Raw genomic sequence first — 15,356 nt, forward strand, 5'->3', positions numbered from 1 at the left:
GGCGGCTACCCAACCAGGTGCTCGCCGAAGAATTCGGTGAGCTTGGCGACTGCGGGGGTGACGTACGCGTCCTTGTCGTACAGGTCGATGTGGGTGGCGCCGTCGATGACGAACAGTTCCTTGGGCTCGGCCGCCTTCTCGACCGCTTCCCGGCTGAAGTAGCCGCTCTCCGCCTGCGAACCGGCGATCATCAGCAGGGGACGGGGCGAGACGAGCCGGATCATCGCGTACGAGTCGTACTGGGCGATCAGGTCGATGCCGCGCAGTATCCATCCCTGGTTCGCACGGGGGTGATGACCGCGCGGGGTGCAGTAGAACTCGAACGTCTCCCGGAACTGCCTGCCCGCGGTCTCCAGCAGTTCCTCGGCGTTGTCGGGAATCCATGCCTCCAGCTGCGGGGCCGCGCCGAGCGCTTCCGCGGTGCGCAGGGCACCGGCCTGGTCGAGCAGCGCCTGCAGGATCGCCGGGTCCTGTGTGCGGCCCAGCCCCTCACGGAACACCGACCCGAGGTCCACGGCGCTGACCGTGGCGACGCTCTTGATGCGGTGGTCGGTCTGCGCGGCGTAGGGGACGTAACCGCCGGACGCGCAGATACCCAGAGCCCCGATACGGTCCGGGTCGATGTCGTCACGAGTGGTCAGGTAGGTCACGGCGGACTTGATGTCCTCGGCCCGCTGGAAGGGGTTCTCCAGACCTCGCGGCTCACCCTCGCTCTCGCCCTGGTAGGCGGCGTCGAAGATGAGCGCGGCGAACCCGGCACCGGCCAGACGCTCGGCATAGACACTCGGGCTCTGTTCCTTCACGCCGCCTCCCGGATGGGAGATGACAACGGCCGGCAACCGGCCGTCGATGTGCGCGTCGGGGGTGAAGAGGACCCCGGCGAGGGCGAGATCGCCGCTGGGGAAGGTGACGCTGGTCTTCATGTTGTTCTGTGTCTCCTGGTGCAGGTGAGGAAGTGTCGTGACTGCGGACAGGACGGATTCGTCAGGGAAGGCCTGCCGCCCCGGGCGGCCGTCCGCCGGTCGCATCACCGACACTCGCACGTGGTGCGTGGTCGGGTAAGGGGCGTCCTGTGTCCCCGGACAGCGCTGTCCTGGGACAGACCAGGCCCCCTGTCATGGGCGGGGCGCGCTGCAAGACTGGTTCCATGAGAAGCAGCAACGCGGACCACGGCGAACTGGGCGCCTTCCTCAAGGCTCGGCGCACGGAGCTGAGCCCGGCTCAGGTCGGGCTGCCCGATGCGGCTGGCGGCAGGCGCAGGGTGAAGGGTCTGCGCCGGGAGGAAGTGGCCCTGCTGGCGTCGATCAGCCCCGACTACTACACGCGCCTGGAGCAGGGCCGCCGCCAGGCTTCCGAACCGGTGCTGGACACTCTTTCGCGTGTGCTCCGGCTCGACGACGGCGAGCGTGCCTACATGTTCGAACTGTCGGGTCGGGACGCCGCCCGGCCCCGTCGGCGCACCACGCAGAAGGTCCAGCCGGAGCTGCGGCGGCTGTTGGACGACCTGTCCACCACGCCGGCCGTCGTCCTGGGCCGGCGCACGGACATCCTCGCCTGGAACCCCATGGCCGCCGCCCTGTTCACCGACTTCGCGCGGATCCCGGAAAAGAAGCGCAACTTCGTACGGCTGGTCTTCTGCGAACCGGCCGTGAGAGCGCTGTACCCGGACTGGGACTGGGTGGCACAGATCAGCCTGGCGCAGCTGCGCATGGAGGCCGCCCGGGACCCGAAAGATCCACGGCTGGCAGAACTGGTGGGCGAGCTGTCACTTCAGGACCCCGACTTCCGACGGTGGTGGGGCGCCCATCGCGTCGCCGTCCAGGGCACGGGCACGAAGGTCCTGAACCATCCGATCGCCGGGCAGCTCACCCTCGACTGGTCCTTCCTCACCTGCACCGCCGACCCCGACCAGCAACTCATCACCTTGACCGCCGAGCCCGGCACACCCAGCCACGACCGTCTGCGCATCCTCGCCTCATGGGCCGCACAAGCCGCCGGCCACCCCGTGGCAGACCGCTAGACACGTGACACTCACCTGCTGCCGGGGGAGCAGGCTGGTGGGCTCGCCGGGTCAGTGGCGGACCTCGCGTGTGGAGCGGCGGGTGGTGAGCAGGAGTGCGATGTCGTCGGGGCGCTCGGTGGCCTGCCGGGCCTCCTCGGTCAGCAGGTCCGCGGTACCGGACAGGGAGGAGGCGCCGGGCCGGGCGTGCGGGGTGCCCGCGCGGGACAGCGCCGCGCGTATCTTCTCGATCCCGTCGTCGATGTCGGCCCCGGGGCGCTCGACCAGACCATCGGTGTAGAGGGCCAGCACGGCGTCGGGTTCGAGCAGCAGGTTCGTCACCGGGTAGCGGGCCCGCGGGGCCACGCCGAGCACCACGCCACCGGGCAGGTCGAGGAGCTCGGTGCGGCCGTCGGGATGGCGCAGCAGGGGCTGCGGGTGACCGGCGCGGGCGGCCCGGGCGACTCCGGTCACCGGGTCCAGCCTGACGTAGCAGCAACTGGCGAACTGGCCCGGGTCGAGGTCGATGAGCAGCCGGTTGGTATGGCTCATCACCTCGTCCGGAGGGTGGTCGCTGAGCGCGAACGCCCGTACCGCGCTGCGTAGTTGACCCATGGTGGCCGCCGCCTGGACGCCATGGCCCTGGACGTCGCCGATGACCAGGGCCAGCGCGTCACCGGCCTCCACGACGTCGTACCAGTCGCCGCCCACGTCCATCCCCTTGGTGCCGGACAGATAGCGCCCGGCCGTCTCCACCTGCGGGTGCGAGGACAGCCGGTGAGGGAGCAACGCCTCCTGGAGGCCACGGGCGAGGGCGGCCTCGGAGTCGTAGCGCCGCGCCCTCTCCAGGGCCTGCGCGATGAGTCCGGTGAGCGCCGTCAGTACGGAACGTTCCTCCGTGCTGAAGCCGCGCGGACGGTCGAAGCCGAGGATGCAGGAACCGACCGGCCGCCCCGAGGCGATCAGCGGCAGGAAGGCCCGGGCACCCTCCGTCGCGTCCAGCGGGATGCCGGGGTAGGCGGCGGCCAGTTGGGGCATCGACTCGAAGAACAGCGGGCGGCCGGTGGTGAGCGTCTCCACCCCGGGCAGCTTGGCGTCCAGCCCCACCCCGTCGAAGGGCGCGAGGAACCCCTGCGGGAAGCCGGTCTCCCAGGCCAGGTACAGGCGCCGGTCCTGCAACAGGTAGATGGCCAGGCGCCGTCCGCCGAACGCGGGCAGCAGCTCCCGCATCACGGTCTCGGACACCTGCCGGGCCGTCACGGCCTCGGTCAGGGCCATGGCCAGGACGACGGGCCGGTACAGCGCCGTCGCGGTGATGCCGGTCGTGGGCTCGGCGATGCCGGACCCGTTCGCCACGGGCCGGCCGTGGAGCGGCGCGGCCTCGGGGGCCTCCGTGGTGTCCGCGACCCGCCCCATGGGGATCAGTTTGCAGGTCAGACTGCCGGGGCCGGGATACACGGACAACGTCAGCCAGGTGTCGCCGTCGGCCGTCGCGGGTGTTCGGCGGCCCACGCTCGGGCGGGCGACCTGGAAGTGCACCGGCTCGGGTGACAGCAGCGCGCCGCGCAGATGATCCTCGTAGGACGGCTGGTTCAGCCAGGGCACGGCCTGCCACAGCGGTCGCCCCAGCAGTTCCGGCCGGGGCCGGCCGAGGAGCTCGGCGGCGCGCGGATTGACGTAGGTGATCAGCCCGAGCCGGTCCAGTGCGAACACACCCTCGGGGAGCAGATCCGCGGCACCGTCCGCCGCCGAGCCCGGGCCCGGATCGACGACCGCTCCGCCGACCGCGTACGGCGGCACGAGCGCGTTGCCCGAGGTCCACAACTCCAGCAGCCGCAGTCCGCCGTTGACCGTGTGCACGGGCAGCGGGTGGGCCGGGGGCCGCCCCGCCGCGGTCTCGTGCAACGCGGCCAGCAGCACATGCGGATCATCGAGGGCCAGCGTGTGGGTGAGCGCCTGCGGCGTCCCGGGACAGGCACCGGCGCCGGTGCCGAGCAGGGCCCACAGTGCGTCGTCCCCGGTGACCTCGCCCGTGACCGGGTCCCAGGTGAACCGCCCGACATAGCGACGCGGCAGACCCTCGACGGGCGGCCGTACGCACATCGGCTCCCCGTCCCAGACGACCTCGGCACCGTCCTTCTCCAGGACCGACAGAGCCGCCCCCAGGTTCTCCGCCACCGCCGTCATCCGGTCACGGTCCGGCAGTACGTCGGTGGCGTCCGAGGCCGCGGGACGCAGCACCGTCAGGACCCCGAAGGACGAGGAGGCGCCCACGACGGGGACGTACAGCGAACCGAACTGGAACGGCAGCCCCGCCGCGAGCTGCGGATAGCGGCGCATCGTCTCGGTGGCGTCGGTGAGCAGCACCTCCATGCCCAGCCGATGGGAGTCGGCGGCCGGGAACGGCCGGTCCAGGGGCATGCGCCACCAGCCACGGAACAACTGTCCCGGCAACCCGGCCAGCACGGCCAGTCGCAGCAGTTCGGGGGAGCTGGAGCGCAGGTACACACCCCCCGCGAAGCCGCGGGCCGCCCGGATCGCGTCCGCAACGGACCCGCTGAGCAGGGCGGCCAGGCTATTCAGCGCCTGGACCTCACGCTCGGCGCTCCCAGTCATCGGTCTGCCCTCGTCCGCCCGCCGTCAGGGGGTTTCCACAGCAAGAATGCGCCTTACGGGTACCCACCCGCACCTCGACGCCTCAGCCGTGATGGTCGCTTGGAGTTGCACTCGGCCGCATCCGGCCGTGTGCGGCCGTGCTCAGCTTCGCCCTGCGCGAAGATACCGCGCCCGCGCTCCGTCCAGGAGCCCCGCGTAGATGTTGCTTCAGGCGCCTTCGGGCCTCGGCGTCTGCTAATCCCGGCCATTTCGGTGCTCAGCGTCTCAAGGTCTCCGCGGCGACGGCCGCCACGGCCTCGGCCACCGCCGCGAGGGCAGGAAAGTCGAGTTTCCACTGCTGCCAGAAGAGCGGTACGTCGACGGTCCGGTCCGGCGCCAGGCGGACCAGCCGTCCGGCCCGCAGCAGCGGTTCGGCCTGCACCTCGGGCACCATGCCCCAGCCCAGTCCGGCGACGACGGCGTCCACGAACCCCTCCGAGGTGGGCATGAAGTGCCGCAGCGCGCTCGCTCCAGGACCGCCCCCGAGGCCCCGGACGAACTCGTCCTGGAGATCGTCGTTGCGGTCGAATGCCACCACCGGAGCGTCGGCGATCAGCTCGTCCAGCGCCGCGCCCGTCCCCGCGCCGAGCCACCGCCCGGCGAAGTCCGGCCCGGCCACCGCGAGATAGCGCATGCGGCCCAGGGCGCGCACGGAACAGCCCGCCACCGGGTCCGGCCACGTGGTCACCGCCGCCATCACCACCCCCTCGCGCAGCAGCGCGGCCGTGTGGTTCTCGTCCTCACGGCGCAGTTCGAGACAGAGCCGCAACTCGCGCGATACGCGGGTGAGGGCGGGCAGGAACCAGGTCGCCAGCGAGTCGGCGTTCACCGCGATCGACAGCCGCGTCGGCTCTCCGGCCTCGCTCATGCCGAGCTCGGTACGGGCGTCGCGCTCGAGGCGGGCCAGCCGGCGCGCGAACCGCACGACGACCTCGCCGGACTCGGTCGGACGCACCGGCTTCGTCCGCGTCAGCAGGACCCGGCCGGTGCGCTGTTCGAGTGCCTTGACACGCTGGCTGACCGCCGAGGGCGTCACATGCAGGGCGGCGGCCGCCGCGTCGAAGGTGCCCTCGTCGACCACCGCGAGCAAGGTGCGTACCTGGTCGAGCGGGAGATCCGTCATCACAGGTGCTAATGATACGTAAGAATCTTTAGCTGTACTCTTGACGGCCGTGTTCCTAGCGTCTCTGGCATGAACAACGCCCTGACCGCCGCGGCCGCCGGGTTCGGCACCGGCCTCACCCTCATCGTCGCCATCGGCGCCCAGAACGCCTTCGTGCTGCGCCAGGGGATCCGCCGCGAAGCGGTCCTGGCGGTGGTGGGCATCTGCGCGGTGTCCGACGCGCTGCTCATCGCGCTGGGCGTCGGCGGGGTCGGCGCGGTGGTCGTGGCCCGGCCCGAGGCGCTCACGGCGGTCGGACTGATCGGCGGCGTATTCCTCCTCTGCTACGGAATCCTGGCCGCGCGGCGGGTGCTGCGGCCCTCGGCGCTGGAGGCTGCGGCCGGTGCGGCGGGCTCCTGGCGGCAGATCGTCCTCGCCTGTCTGGCGATGACCTGGCTCAACCCGCACGTCTATCTCGACACCGTGTTCCTGCTCGGCTCCCTGGCGGCCGACCGCGGCCCGCTGCGCTGGACCTTCGGGCTCGGGGCCGCCCTGGCCAGCCTGTGCTGGTTCGCCGCGCTGGGCTTCGGCGCCCGGCTGCTCGGCCGCTTCCTCGCCCGGCCGTCGTCGTGGCGGGTCCTGGACGGTGTGGTCGCCGCGACGATGATCACCATGGGCACCCTGCTGATCGCCGACGCCTGAGACGACGTACGCGATAGTGAACCCTGACAACTGAAAGATGTATCGAGCAGCCAGGACGGTCGTGGACACGAGCAGGAGCAGTACGGACGGGGCGGACAGCGGGACGGACAGCGGGACCGACGGCGGGACGGACGGCGGGGCCGGGAGCGGTTCGGTGGCCGGAGCCGCCGAACACGACGGGCCGGCGGGAGCGGACCGTACCGGCTGGCGCCGCTGGGCGATGGACACTCGCCCGCTGCGCCGCCCCGCGTACCGCAGGCTCTGGTCCTCCACCATCGTCACGGCGGTGGGCAGCCAGCTCACCGCCGTCGCCGTGCCCAAGCAGATCTACGACATCACCGGCTCCTCGGCCTGGGTCGGCTACGCGAGCCTGGCCGGGCTGGTGCCGCTCGTGGTCTTCGCGCTGTGGGGCGGCGCGGTCGCCGACACCATGGACCGGCGCAAGCTGCTCCTCATCACCAACACCGGCATAGCCGTCACCTCGGTGCTGTTCTGGATACAGGCCCTCGTCGGGCTCGATTCGGTGCTCGTCCTGATGGTGCTGCTCGCTCTCCAGCAGGCCTTCTTCGGACTGAACTCGCCGGCCCGCAATGCCTCCATCGCCCGGCTCGTCCCCGAGGACGAACTGCCCGCGGCGAACGCGCTCGGTTCGACCGTCATGCAGACGGGCCTGGTGGCGGGACCACTGCTCGCGGGTGCCCTGATCCCCGTCATCGGCCTGGGCGAGCTCTATCTGATCGACGCCCTGGCGCTGTGCGTCACCGTGTGGGCCGTGATGCGGCTGCCCGCACTGCCGCCCCTGACGGGCTCCGCGTCCAAACGGGCGGGCTGGCGCGAGGTCGCCGCCGGCTTCCGCTACATCGCGCTGCACAAGGTGCTGCTGCTGTCCTTCCTCGCCGACATCATCGCCATGGTCCTCGGCATGCCCCGGGCCCTGTTCCCGCAGCTGGCCGCCGAGACCTACGCGCCCTACGGGGAAGGGCTCGCGCTCGGCCTGCTGTTCGCGGCGATCCCGATCGGCGCGGTCATCGGCGGACTGATGTCGGGCACGTTCTCCCGGGCCCGTCGCCACGGGCTCATGGTGATCGCCGCCGTGATGGCCTGGGGAGCGGCGATCACCGGCTTCGGCCTGAGCACCAGCCTCTGGGTGGCCGTCGCGTTCCTCGCCGCCGCCGGGATTGCCGACATGGTCTCCATGGTCTTCCGCGGCGCGATCCTGCTGTCGGCCGCCACGGACGAGATGCGCGGCCGGATGCAGGGCGTGTTCACCGTGGTGGTCGCGGGCGGCCCACGGCTGGCCGACGTCCTGCACGGAACGGCCGGCTCCGTCCTGGGCGCCCGCGCCGCCGTCGCGGGCGGCGGACTGCTGGTGGTCGTCGCCATGGCGATCCTGGCCGTCGCGGCGCCGTCGCTGCGACGCTACTCGTGACCTTCCGTGCCGGGCGTCAGCTCTCCGAGGCCTGCGCCATCAGGGTCTGGAGGTGAAGTCCCCGGTGGACGTCGAGCTCACCGGACACCCCGGTGCGTACGGCCGTGGCGAACTCCCGGCGCAGCACCGGCCAGGTTTCCTCGTGGTCGAGTTCGGTGGCGTCGTAGACCAGCGGGGCCTGCGGACCGAAGAGTTCGATACGCGTGTTGCCGTGCTCGACGTGGACCGATCCGGACAGTGAGGCCTGACTGACGACACCATTGGCGTGCTCGCAGGTCAGCTCGATCCAGCGGCGGGGGTCACCGGCGCCGCGGACCCGGACGATCGGTCCGACGGCGGCGTCCAGGAGATCCAGGAGATGGGGACCCAGGTCGAGCAGGGCGCCGTGCTCGAGCCGCCAGGTGGTGGCGAACTCGCCGCCCAGGAACGCCCCGTGCAGGAGACACGAACGGGCCCCGGTGATCTCCAGCTCCCGCGCTCCGTTCAGGAACTCCCGGGTGACCGGGTGGTAGCGGTTGGTCAGGACGAGCTGGGAGACGACCCCGGCCTCGTCGACGGCGTCGGCGAGGCGCCGCGCCGACGCCACGTCCAATCCGAGCGGTTTCTCCAGGAGCAGTGCCTTGCCCGCCTTCGCGGCCAGCGGAGCGAGTTCAGCCTGCACCGCGGGCGGAACGGCGAACGCGACCGCCTCGCAGCCGTCGAGCAGCTCCTCGAAACGTGTGACCGCCGCGGCCCCGTGGGGCTCGGCCGTCTCCCGGGCCGCCTCGGCGCGCCGCGCCCACACCGCGGTCAGCCGTGTCTCGGGCCCGGCGGCGAGCACACGCGCGTGCACGGCCCGCGCCCAGGGCCCGGCACCGACCAGTCCGACCTTCACCGGGGGATGGGGCCACGGCAGCGCGGCATCGGTCTCGATCGCGGTCACGGAGGTCTCCTTCTCCTGGCGCCCAAAGTGGGCTGGGGAAACTCCATCACGCGGGCTGGGCTCTCCACCAGGGGGTGCGGTGCGCCGCGGCCCGCCGGGCGGGCCTGCCGGTGAGCGGTTCTTGACCCTCCCTTTCCCTTGGCGTGAGCGGCGCACGGCTCTCGTACGCCGCCAGGTGGCCCGTCTCGACGAGGCCGAACGCGCGGCTCTGGAGGCGGCCCTTCCGGCCCTCCGCAAGCTGGCGGTGAGCCTGCACGAGGAGGCCGAGGAGACATGACGCGGAACCCGACGGGCGGGGGAGACCCCACCGAGGAGACGGATGCGGAGACGGACACGGAGACCGTGACGATGGCGGTGGCGGATGCCGGGACGGAGGCCGTCAGCTGCGCCGGGCTCGTCTACGCCTTCGGGTTGTGGAAGCGGCGTTCGGCGTCGCGGCATGGGGGGCGAGGGGGCTTGCGTCATCGCCGACTTATCCGTTGCCTCCGGCGCTGGGGCGATGCCGCTCGGGCACGACGCCCCCGGTACGTCTCGGTTGGCGGCGCGCGATTCGGGTCGGCGGTCGATCGGGATGCCTCCCCGGGAGGCGGTCGTCGGATTGCGGTGGGGCCGCGCGCCCCTTAATTTCAGGTCGTCGGATGTACTGACAAGGCAGCATAAAATCTTTATGTCTGCTTTTCTGTGGTGACATCGAATGGAGCATTCATGTCGGTGATGACCGGTACTCAACCCCAACAGCAGTTCGGCCAGCAGATGGGCGGCTCGCAGCAGATCGCCCAGGTGGTCCAGCAAGCGATCCAGCAGGCGTGCCAGCAGGCGAGCCAGCAGGTCGCGCAGCAACTGCAGCAGACGTTCCAGCAGATCCAGCAGGTCCAGCAGCAGCTCCAGCAGCAGGGATTGGCCCAGCAGGCGCACCCGTACCTGGCTCTCGCGCTGCACCGCTCGCTGCACACAGGCATTCAGCACGCTGTGGAACAGTCCGTGCAGCAGGCGCTGCCGACCGCGATCGTTGCGCTGCTCCAGCAGAGCCAGCAGAGCCAGCAGAGCCAGCAGGGCCAGCAGGGCCAGCAGCAGTGGGGTGGTGGGTTCGGCCAGCAGTCGTTCGGTCAGCCGTTCCAGCAGTACCAGCAGCCTGGCTTCGGCTTCGGCCAGATGGGCCAGCCGTACGGTATCGGCTGACCCTTGGGCGGCGTGATGCGGTGTGCCCGGAGCAGTCTCCGGGCACACCGCATCACCGTGGAAGCGCGAGATCGTGGAAGCGCGAGCCGCCCCGCCGCCGGATCAGGAGCACAACGACGACGTAGGCGTGGTGAAGGTGGACGTGATGGTCAAGGAAAGGCCCGGAAACGGCAGCGAGAGCGGGGCCGAGGGTGCGGGGGTGGGCGGGCCCGGACCCGAGGCTAGGCAAGCGGGGCCAAGCAAGAAGGGCGCGCAGTCACCGCTCCCGGTGCGGCCGCGCCGGGAGCGGTACATGGTGACACCGCTGCCGCAGCATCTGCTCCCGCAGGGAGTGCCCGAACTCGGCATGGACGCAATGTGTGACCGACTGGACCGGATGCCCGAGGTCAAAGTGGTCCGCAGACTCCGGCCGTCGGAGAAGGCCCAATCGGGCGAACTGCCCCCCTCCTGCCCGGAAATCGCGGTCGTCGAGGCAGCCGAGGCTCAAGTACCGGCGATGCGGTCGCTTCACGTGCACATCGAGCCGGACCTGCCGCTCTCCGGAACCGGCCCCGTCGCCGGGCCGACCACGGGGGTCCTGCCGCTCCGTGATCCGGGGCTGGTCGCAGCGCTGGAAGAACCGGTGGCGATCTCGCTGCGCATCTGCGGCCCGGAGGGCGAACCGCTGGCCGGCGCCGGGGTGTTCCTGATCGGGGCGTCATGGCCGGGCCAGGCCCTCACCGGGGCCGACGGGACGACCACCGTCATGATGGCCACGGAGACCCCGCAGTCCATTCAGTGTCTGTACGTCCGGCCCGCGGGCGGTTATGCGGACCGCTGGATCCATCGCCCGGACCTGTCGGTGACCCGGGAGAACCTGGTCACCCTCACCCCGCTGGTCAAGGTTTACCCAGGGCTGGAAGAGAGACAGCAGTACGGCTGGGGTCAGCAGGCCATGCGGTTGGACCGGCTGCCTCCCACATTCCGTGCCTTCGGAGTCAAGATCGCGGTCATCGGTTCGGGTGTTGCCGCCGAGCACCCCGATCTCAAACAACGGGTGCGCTCCGGGGCCGATCTCGTACGCGGCACGGAAGAGGGCTGGGCCCACGACACGGTGGGCACCGGTACCCACGCAGCGGGCATCATCGCCGGGGCGGACACCGGCACGGGCGTCATCGGCATCGCGGTCGACGCGGAGATCGATGTCTGTCAGGTCGTGCCCGACGGCTGCTTCAGCGACGTGATCGCCGCTCTGGACTACTGCATCGAGCACGAGGTCGACATCGCCCATATCGCGGTGGCGACCCCCTACTCGTCGGCGCTGCTCTCACGCAAACTTGCCGATGCCAACGCGGCGGGTATCGCCTGCGTCGCCCCGGCGGGCGACACGGCTGGACCGGTCGCCTTCCCGGGCTCGTTGCCCACCGTGTTCACCGTGGGCGCCCTGGGAGTCTTCGGGTCCCTTCCACCGGACACATCCCAAGCCACCCATTCGGGCCCGCAGCTGACACCGGAAGGGCTGTTCGCCGCGCCGTTCAGCTGCTACGGCCCCGGAGTCGACGCGGCTGCCCCCGGCGTGGCAGTTCTGTCGTGCTCGCCGCTCGGCGGATACACGGCTCTCGACGGCACCGGCACGGCGTCGGCCCACGTCGCCGGTCTTGCCGCCCTCGTTCTCGCTCACCACGAGGACTTCCACGGCCAACTGCTGCCACGCGGACCTGGCCGGGTGCAGCGCCTGTTCGACATCATCGCCGGCAGCTGCCGCCCGCTGGCTGCCCCTGGCACGGTGGAGGCGGCCCGCGTCGGACGCGGCCTCCCCGACGCCCTCGTCGCCCTCGGCCTGGCCGTCCAAGTGCAACTCGCTCCGGCCTTGTCCCCGTACGCCTCGTCCATGGCCGGTTAGGCCCACGCCCACAACAGCAAGCGCACGCAACGGCGCCCGCCTTGAGGGGACGGGCGCCGTTGCGCTTGCCACGCGTCCCAGCAGACCCGCAGTACCGGGCCGGAATCCTGCTGATGTCGAGGCACTGCCGACCACTGGGTCGGGGGCGTGAGATTCAGTCCTCAGCGGACGCGATTCCCGTCGGGCAAGACGCTCCCCGGTTCGTCCCGAACGGGCCACTGGCTTGACGCCCGTCCGGCCGATCCCGCAATACCCGTTTATGTTGCGGTCAAGATTCTGCTGGTGGCTGCGCTCGGCTGCGATATTTCCATGCCGAGGAGGCCATTGCGCGCTCTGTGTTGCGCCCGACCTACATGCCGACCGTGATGCTGACGCGATGGCGGCTGAACACGGCGGATCTGCCGTCCTACGACCGTGCCAGGGCGCTTCGTCTGCTGGTCGCTCTGTTCGCCAACGCAGACACCCGTCGGCGCGAGCGCGACTGCGTCGGCGGGTGCAGCCATGAGTGGCACCAGCTGGCCGCTTGCGGGGATGCCGGGCCGACCCCTACATGAGCATCCTTCGGTGGGAGCCACACCGACGGGGTTCGCGGCCATGCTCAGCGCTCGACGAAGCGGGGCTCCCGCCATGTGCTGATCGGCTCGCTGGAGGCCGAGTAGATCTCCAGGAGCGAGAGGTATCCGTCCTTCGTGAAGACCATCACTCCGGCATCCTCCGGTTCGGCGTACCAGGTGTCCGCGGCCGCACCTGCGGACGACCCGGGCGTACGGAAGCTGAGTACGCAGCGCGCTGCTCACCGGATCGGAGCCGGTCAGCAGCGCGTTCACCGCCGCCGCGACTTCCAGCGGGAGGGGTTCAGCCATCCGCCTTGGCCACGCCGATCGGGCACGAAACGCCCGTCCCGCCGAGTCTGTGTTGCCATGTGACCCGTAGGCCGCCGCCGGCGGGTCGTCGGACTTGCCTGTCACGGTCGCAGGGCGGCCAGTAGTTCGTCCGCGGCGGGGTAGGGGCGTTCCTGCGGCAGCAGTCCGGCCGCGGCGACGAGTTCACCGCGACTTACGAGCCCGTGGACCTCTCGGGCGAGCGGAGTCACGTCGCTGATGGCCACCGTCCACTCGTCCGCGTAACGCCGCACGGCCTCGCCGGAGAGCCCGAGTCGAAGTGAGCGGTACGTCAGGGGGTGCAGGTGCAGGTCACGCTCGGGGTCCCACTGGACGCGGGCCGGTGCGCGCTTGAGCGAGCGTTGCCAGGTGCTGAGGTCGGGGTGCAGCCCGCGCACGTAGCTCGACAGGCAGGCATGGCGCAGAGCCCACTCGAAGCCGTCGCGAGTGATCTCGATGGCCAGGACGGTCTCCTGCCCGGCCTTCTTCGCCCAGCCACAGCGGTACATCATCCACAGGAAGGACGGCTTGATCCAGGCCATCACGATGCCGCTGTTCTTCGGCTCCAACGCCCTTTACCCGGTCGCGGTCATGCCCGGCTGGCTCCAGGCCATCAGCAAGGTCAACCCGTTGAGCTACCAGGTGGACGCGCTGCGCGGCCTGCTGCTCGGCACACACGCCCACCTGGCCCTCGACTACGGGGTCCTCGCCCTGGCCGCTGCCCTCGGCGTCCTGTCCGCCTCGTCCCTGCTGGGCCGCCTGGCCCGCTGATCCGGGCGTGGCCTCGAACTTCCTGCCGGGTCCCTCCTGTACGACGGTGCGTGTGCACCGGCCCCCCGGCCACGACTTGACCAGATGATGAGGGTCACCGGCCCGCGGGGCTCATAGGCTGTGCGTCATTGATCACTTGATCCCTGATCACCTGATTGCCGTCGCACCGGAGGAGCCAACGTGACGCCACGTCCGCATCAGACCACCAGACGCACAACTGTCCGTCGAAGGGAGGCAGTTGTGGCTGCGGTTCCCGTCGCCGTCGCGGCCCTGCTCGTCGCGGCGGGCCCGGCGGCGGCCGGTACGGTGGGCTCGTCCGGTGCGGGGGACGCGTACTTCCCGCTCTCGGGCAACGGCGGCTACGACGTCCGGCATTACGACCTGACCCTCGGCTACGACCCCCAGAGCCGCCACCTCGACGGCAAGGCGGTCATCACCGCCCGGGCCACCCAGCGACTGACCCGCTTCGACCTCGACCTCAAAGGGCTGAAGGTCACCGGCGTCACCGTCGACCACGTCAAGGCGTCCTACCGGCGTGACGGCCAGGAGTTGGTGGTCACCCCCCGCCACTCCCTCCGGCGGAACCAGGAATTCCGAGTCACCGTCACCTACTCGGGCACGCCCAAGCCGACCACCGACCCGGACGGCTCCCCGGACGGGTGGATCCCCACCGACGACGGCGCGTTCGTGGCCGGCGAACCGCAGGGCGCCATGACGTGGTTCCCCGCCAACAGCCACCCCAAGGACAAGGCCTCCTACGACTTCACCCTCACCGTCCCCAAGGGACACACCGCCGTGGCCAACGGAATACTCCGCGGACAGTCGACCAGCCACGGCCGTACTACGTTCCGCTGGCGGCAGTCCGAGCCGATGGCGGCCTACCTCGCCACGGCGACGGTCGGGAAGTTCAAGGTCGAGCAGTACACCACCCGCGACGGACTCAAGGTCTACAACGCCGTCGACCCCCGTGAGGCGACCGCCGCGGCGCCCGTACTGAAGAAGCTGCCGTCCGTGCTGGCGTGGGAGAGCGGTGTCTTCGGGCCCTACCCCTTCCGGGCCGCCGGGGCCATCGTCGACCGGGCTCCGCAGGTCGGATACGCGCTCGAGACCCAGACGCGCCCTGTGTACGACTCCGCGCCCGACCTGAGCACCCTCGTCCACGAAAGCGCGCACCAGTGGTTCGGGGACTCCGTCAGCCTCACCGCGTGGAAGGACATCTGGCTCAACGAGGGCTTCGCGACGTATGCCGAGTGGCTGTACGCCGAGCAGCACGGTGGGAAGACGGCGCAGCAGACGTTCGACTCCCTGTACGCCAGTCCTGCCGGCAGCGGTCTGTGGGCGTTTCCGCCGGCGGATCCCGGGAGTGGGGCGCACATCTTCGACACGCCCGTGTACGCGCGGGGTGCGATGGCTCTGCAGAAGCTGCGTACGGCCGTGGGGGACGGGGTGTTCTTCCGCATCCTGCGGACCTGGGCGACGGAGCACCGCGGTGGACATGGCACCACCGCCCAGTTCATTCGCCTCTCCGAGCGGCTGTCCGGGAAGGACCTCGGCGCGTTGTTCCACACATGGATCGGCACGGCGGGCAAGCCGGCCTCTTCCTGACCGGTTCCTTCGCCCCCGCGCCTCTGGCGCGGGGGCGGGAACGCGTCAGGTGGGGCGGAGCCAGATGGTGGCCAGGGGAGGGAGCGTCAGACGCAGGCCGCCGTCGTGGGCCCGGGGGTGGGGGTTGTGGATGCCGCTGCCGCCGTAGCGGGCGGCGTCGGTGTTGAGGACTTCGTGCCAGGCGGGGATGTCTTCGGGGATGCCGAGGCGGTAGTCGTGGCGGACGACG

14 protein-coding genes and 1 pseudogene are annotated in these 15,356 nt (G+C 70.8%); 9 read left to right on the forward strand and 6 right to left on the reverse strand.

Annotated elements, in window-relative coordinates; genetic code table 11:
- Positions 1-5: 5 nt before the first annotated feature.
- Positions 6-923, reverse strand: a complete 918-nt coding sequence (locus tag ACZ7M3_RS47570) for an alpha/beta hydrolase (protein WP_472072295.1) — start codon at positions 921-923, stop codon at positions 6-8.
- Between the two features lie 224 nt (positions 924-1,147).
- Between ACZ7M3_RS47570 and ACZ7M3_RS47575 the strand changes: the two genes are divergently transcribed.
- On the forward strand, positions 1,148-2,020 hold the full coding sequence (locus ACZ7M3_RS47575; RefSeq protein ID WP_472072297.1) for a helix-turn-helix domain-containing protein: 873 nt from the start codon (positions 1,148-1,150) through the stop codon (positions 2,018-2,020).
- Positions 2,021-2,071: 51 nt separating this feature from the next.
- On the opposite strand, the gene ACZ7M3_RS47580 is transcribed toward ACZ7M3_RS47575, so the two are convergent.
- A complete protein-coding gene (locus tag ACZ7M3_RS47580) occupies positions 2,072-4,615 on the reverse strand; it encodes a SpoIIE family protein phosphatase (protein WP_472072299.1) in 2,544 nt (847 codons plus the stop codon).
- A gap of 256 nt (positions 4,616-4,871) precedes the next feature.
- On the reverse strand, positions 4,872-5,780 hold the full coding sequence (locus tag ACZ7M3_RS47585) for a LysR family transcriptional regulator ArgP (protein ID WP_472072301.1): 909 nt from the start codon (positions 5,778-5,780) through the stop codon (positions 4,872-4,874).
- 66 nt (positions 5,781-5,846) lie between these two features.
- Here ACZ7M3_RS47585 and ACZ7M3_RS47590 point away from each other — a divergent pair, with 66 nt between their 5' ends.
- Complete coding sequence (locus tag ACZ7M3_RS47590) at positions 5,847-6,458, forward strand: LysE/ArgO family amino acid transporter (RefSeq protein ID WP_472072302.1); 612 nt, start codon at positions 5,847-5,849, stop codon at positions 6,456-6,458.
- 37 nt (positions 6,459-6,495) lie between these two features.
- Entirely contained in the window at positions 6,496-7,887 is a 1,392-nt protein-coding gene (locus ACZ7M3_RS47595) for an MFS transporter (RefSeq protein ID WP_472072303.1), read from the forward strand.
- 16 nt (positions 7,888-7,903) lie between these two features.
- Here ACZ7M3_RS47595 and ACZ7M3_RS47600 read toward each other — a convergent pair whose 3' ends face one another.
- A complete protein-coding gene (locus ACZ7M3_RS47600) occupies positions 7,904-8,809 on the reverse strand; it encodes a Gfo/Idh/MocA family protein (RefSeq protein WP_472072304.1) in 906 nt (301 codons plus the stop codon).
- Positions 8,810-8,930: 121 nt separating this feature from the next.
- On the opposite strand from ACZ7M3_RS47600, the gene ACZ7M3_RS47605 reads away from it, so the two are divergent.
- From ACZ7M3_RS47605 to ACZ7M3_RS47620, 4 genes are all read left to right on the forward strand, one after another.
- Positions 8,931-9,086, forward strand: coding sequence for a hypothetical protein (locus tag ACZ7M3_RS47605; RefSeq protein ID WP_472072306.1), 156 nt, complete (start codon positions 8,931-8,933; stop codon positions 9,084-9,086).
- A gap of 428 nt (positions 9,087-9,514) precedes the next feature.
- Positions 9,515-9,988, forward strand: a complete 474-nt coding sequence (locus tag ACZ7M3_RS47610) for a hypothetical protein (protein ID WP_452981351.1) — start codon at positions 9,515-9,517, stop codon at positions 9,986-9,988.
- A 73-nt stretch (positions 9,989-10,061) separates the two neighbouring features.
- A complete protein-coding gene (locus tag ACZ7M3_RS47615) occupies positions 10,062-11,870 on the forward strand; it encodes a S8 family serine peptidase (RefSeq protein ID WP_472072307.1) in 1,809 nt (602 codons plus the stop codon).
- Positions 11,871-12,193: 323 nt separating this feature from the next.
- Positions 12,194-12,424: a DUF5958 family protein gene (locus ACZ7M3_RS47620; RefSeq protein ID WP_472072325.1), complete on the forward strand. Its 231-nt coding sequence runs from the start codon at positions 12,194-12,196 to the stop codon at positions 12,422-12,424.
- Positions 12,425-12,834: 410 nt separating this feature from the next.
- On the opposite strand, the gene ACZ7M3_RS47625 is transcribed toward ACZ7M3_RS47620, so the two are convergent.
- A complete protein-coding gene (locus ACZ7M3_RS47625; protein WP_472072309.1) occupies positions 12,835-13,293 on the reverse strand; it encodes a DUF4291 domain-containing protein in 459 nt (152 codons plus the stop codon).
- Here ACZ7M3_RS47625 and ACZ7M3_RS47630 point away from each other — a divergent pair.
- A pseudogene (locus tag ACZ7M3_RS47630) lies at positions 13,277-13,522 on the forward strand (ABC transporter permease); the annotation flags it as partial. The gene ACZ7M3_RS47625 and the pseudogene ACZ7M3_RS47630 sit on opposite strands and share 17 nt — an antisense overlap.
- A 240-nt stretch (positions 13,523-13,762) precedes the next feature.
- Complete coding sequence (locus ACZ7M3_RS47635; RefSeq protein WP_472072311.1) at positions 13,763-15,127, forward strand: M1 family metallopeptidase; 1,365 nt, start codon at positions 13,763-13,765, stop codon at positions 15,125-15,127.
- A 45-nt stretch (positions 15,128-15,172) separates the two neighbouring features.
- Here the strand turns inward: ACZ7M3_RS47635 and ACZ7M3_RS47640 are convergent.
- Positions 15,173-15,356: alpha amylase C-terminal domain-containing protein (locus ACZ7M3_RS47640; RefSeq protein ID WP_358581284.1), on the reverse strand; the 184-nt coding region annotated here is incomplete at its 5' end.

This window comes from Streptomyces sp. NPDC111656, from assembly GCF_055656965.1.

Bases quoted from the DNA above. Each gene is read 5' to 3' on its own strand.
- ACZ7M3_RS47570 (WP_472072295.1), bottom strand. From the start codon at position 923: ATGAAGACCAGCGTCACCTTCCCCAGCGGCGATCTCGCCCTCGCCGGG.
- ACZ7M3_RS47575 (WP_472072297.1), top strand. From the start codon at position 1,148: ATGAGAAGCAGCAACGCGGACCACGGCGAACTGGGCGCCTTCCTCAAG.
- ACZ7M3_RS47580 (WP_472072299.1), bottom strand. From the start codon at position 4,615: ATGACTGGGAGCGCCGAGCGTGAGGTCCAGGCGCTGAATAGCCTGGCC.
- ACZ7M3_RS47590 (WP_472072302.1), top strand. From the start codon at position 5,847: ATGAACAACGCCCTGACCGCCGCGGCCGCCGGGTTCGGCACCGGCCTC.
- ACZ7M3_RS47595 (WP_472072303.1), top strand. From the start codon at position 6,496: ATGTATCGAGCAGCCAGGACGGTCGTGGACACGAGCAGGAGCAGTACG.
- ACZ7M3_RS47610 (WP_452981351.1), top strand. From the start codon at position 9,515: ATGTCGGTGATGACCGGTACTCAACCCCAACAGCAGTTCGGCCAGCAG.
- ACZ7M3_RS47625 (WP_472072309.1), bottom strand. From the start codon at position 13,293: ATGGCCTGGATCAAGCCGTCCTTCCTGTGGATGATGTACCGCTGTGGC.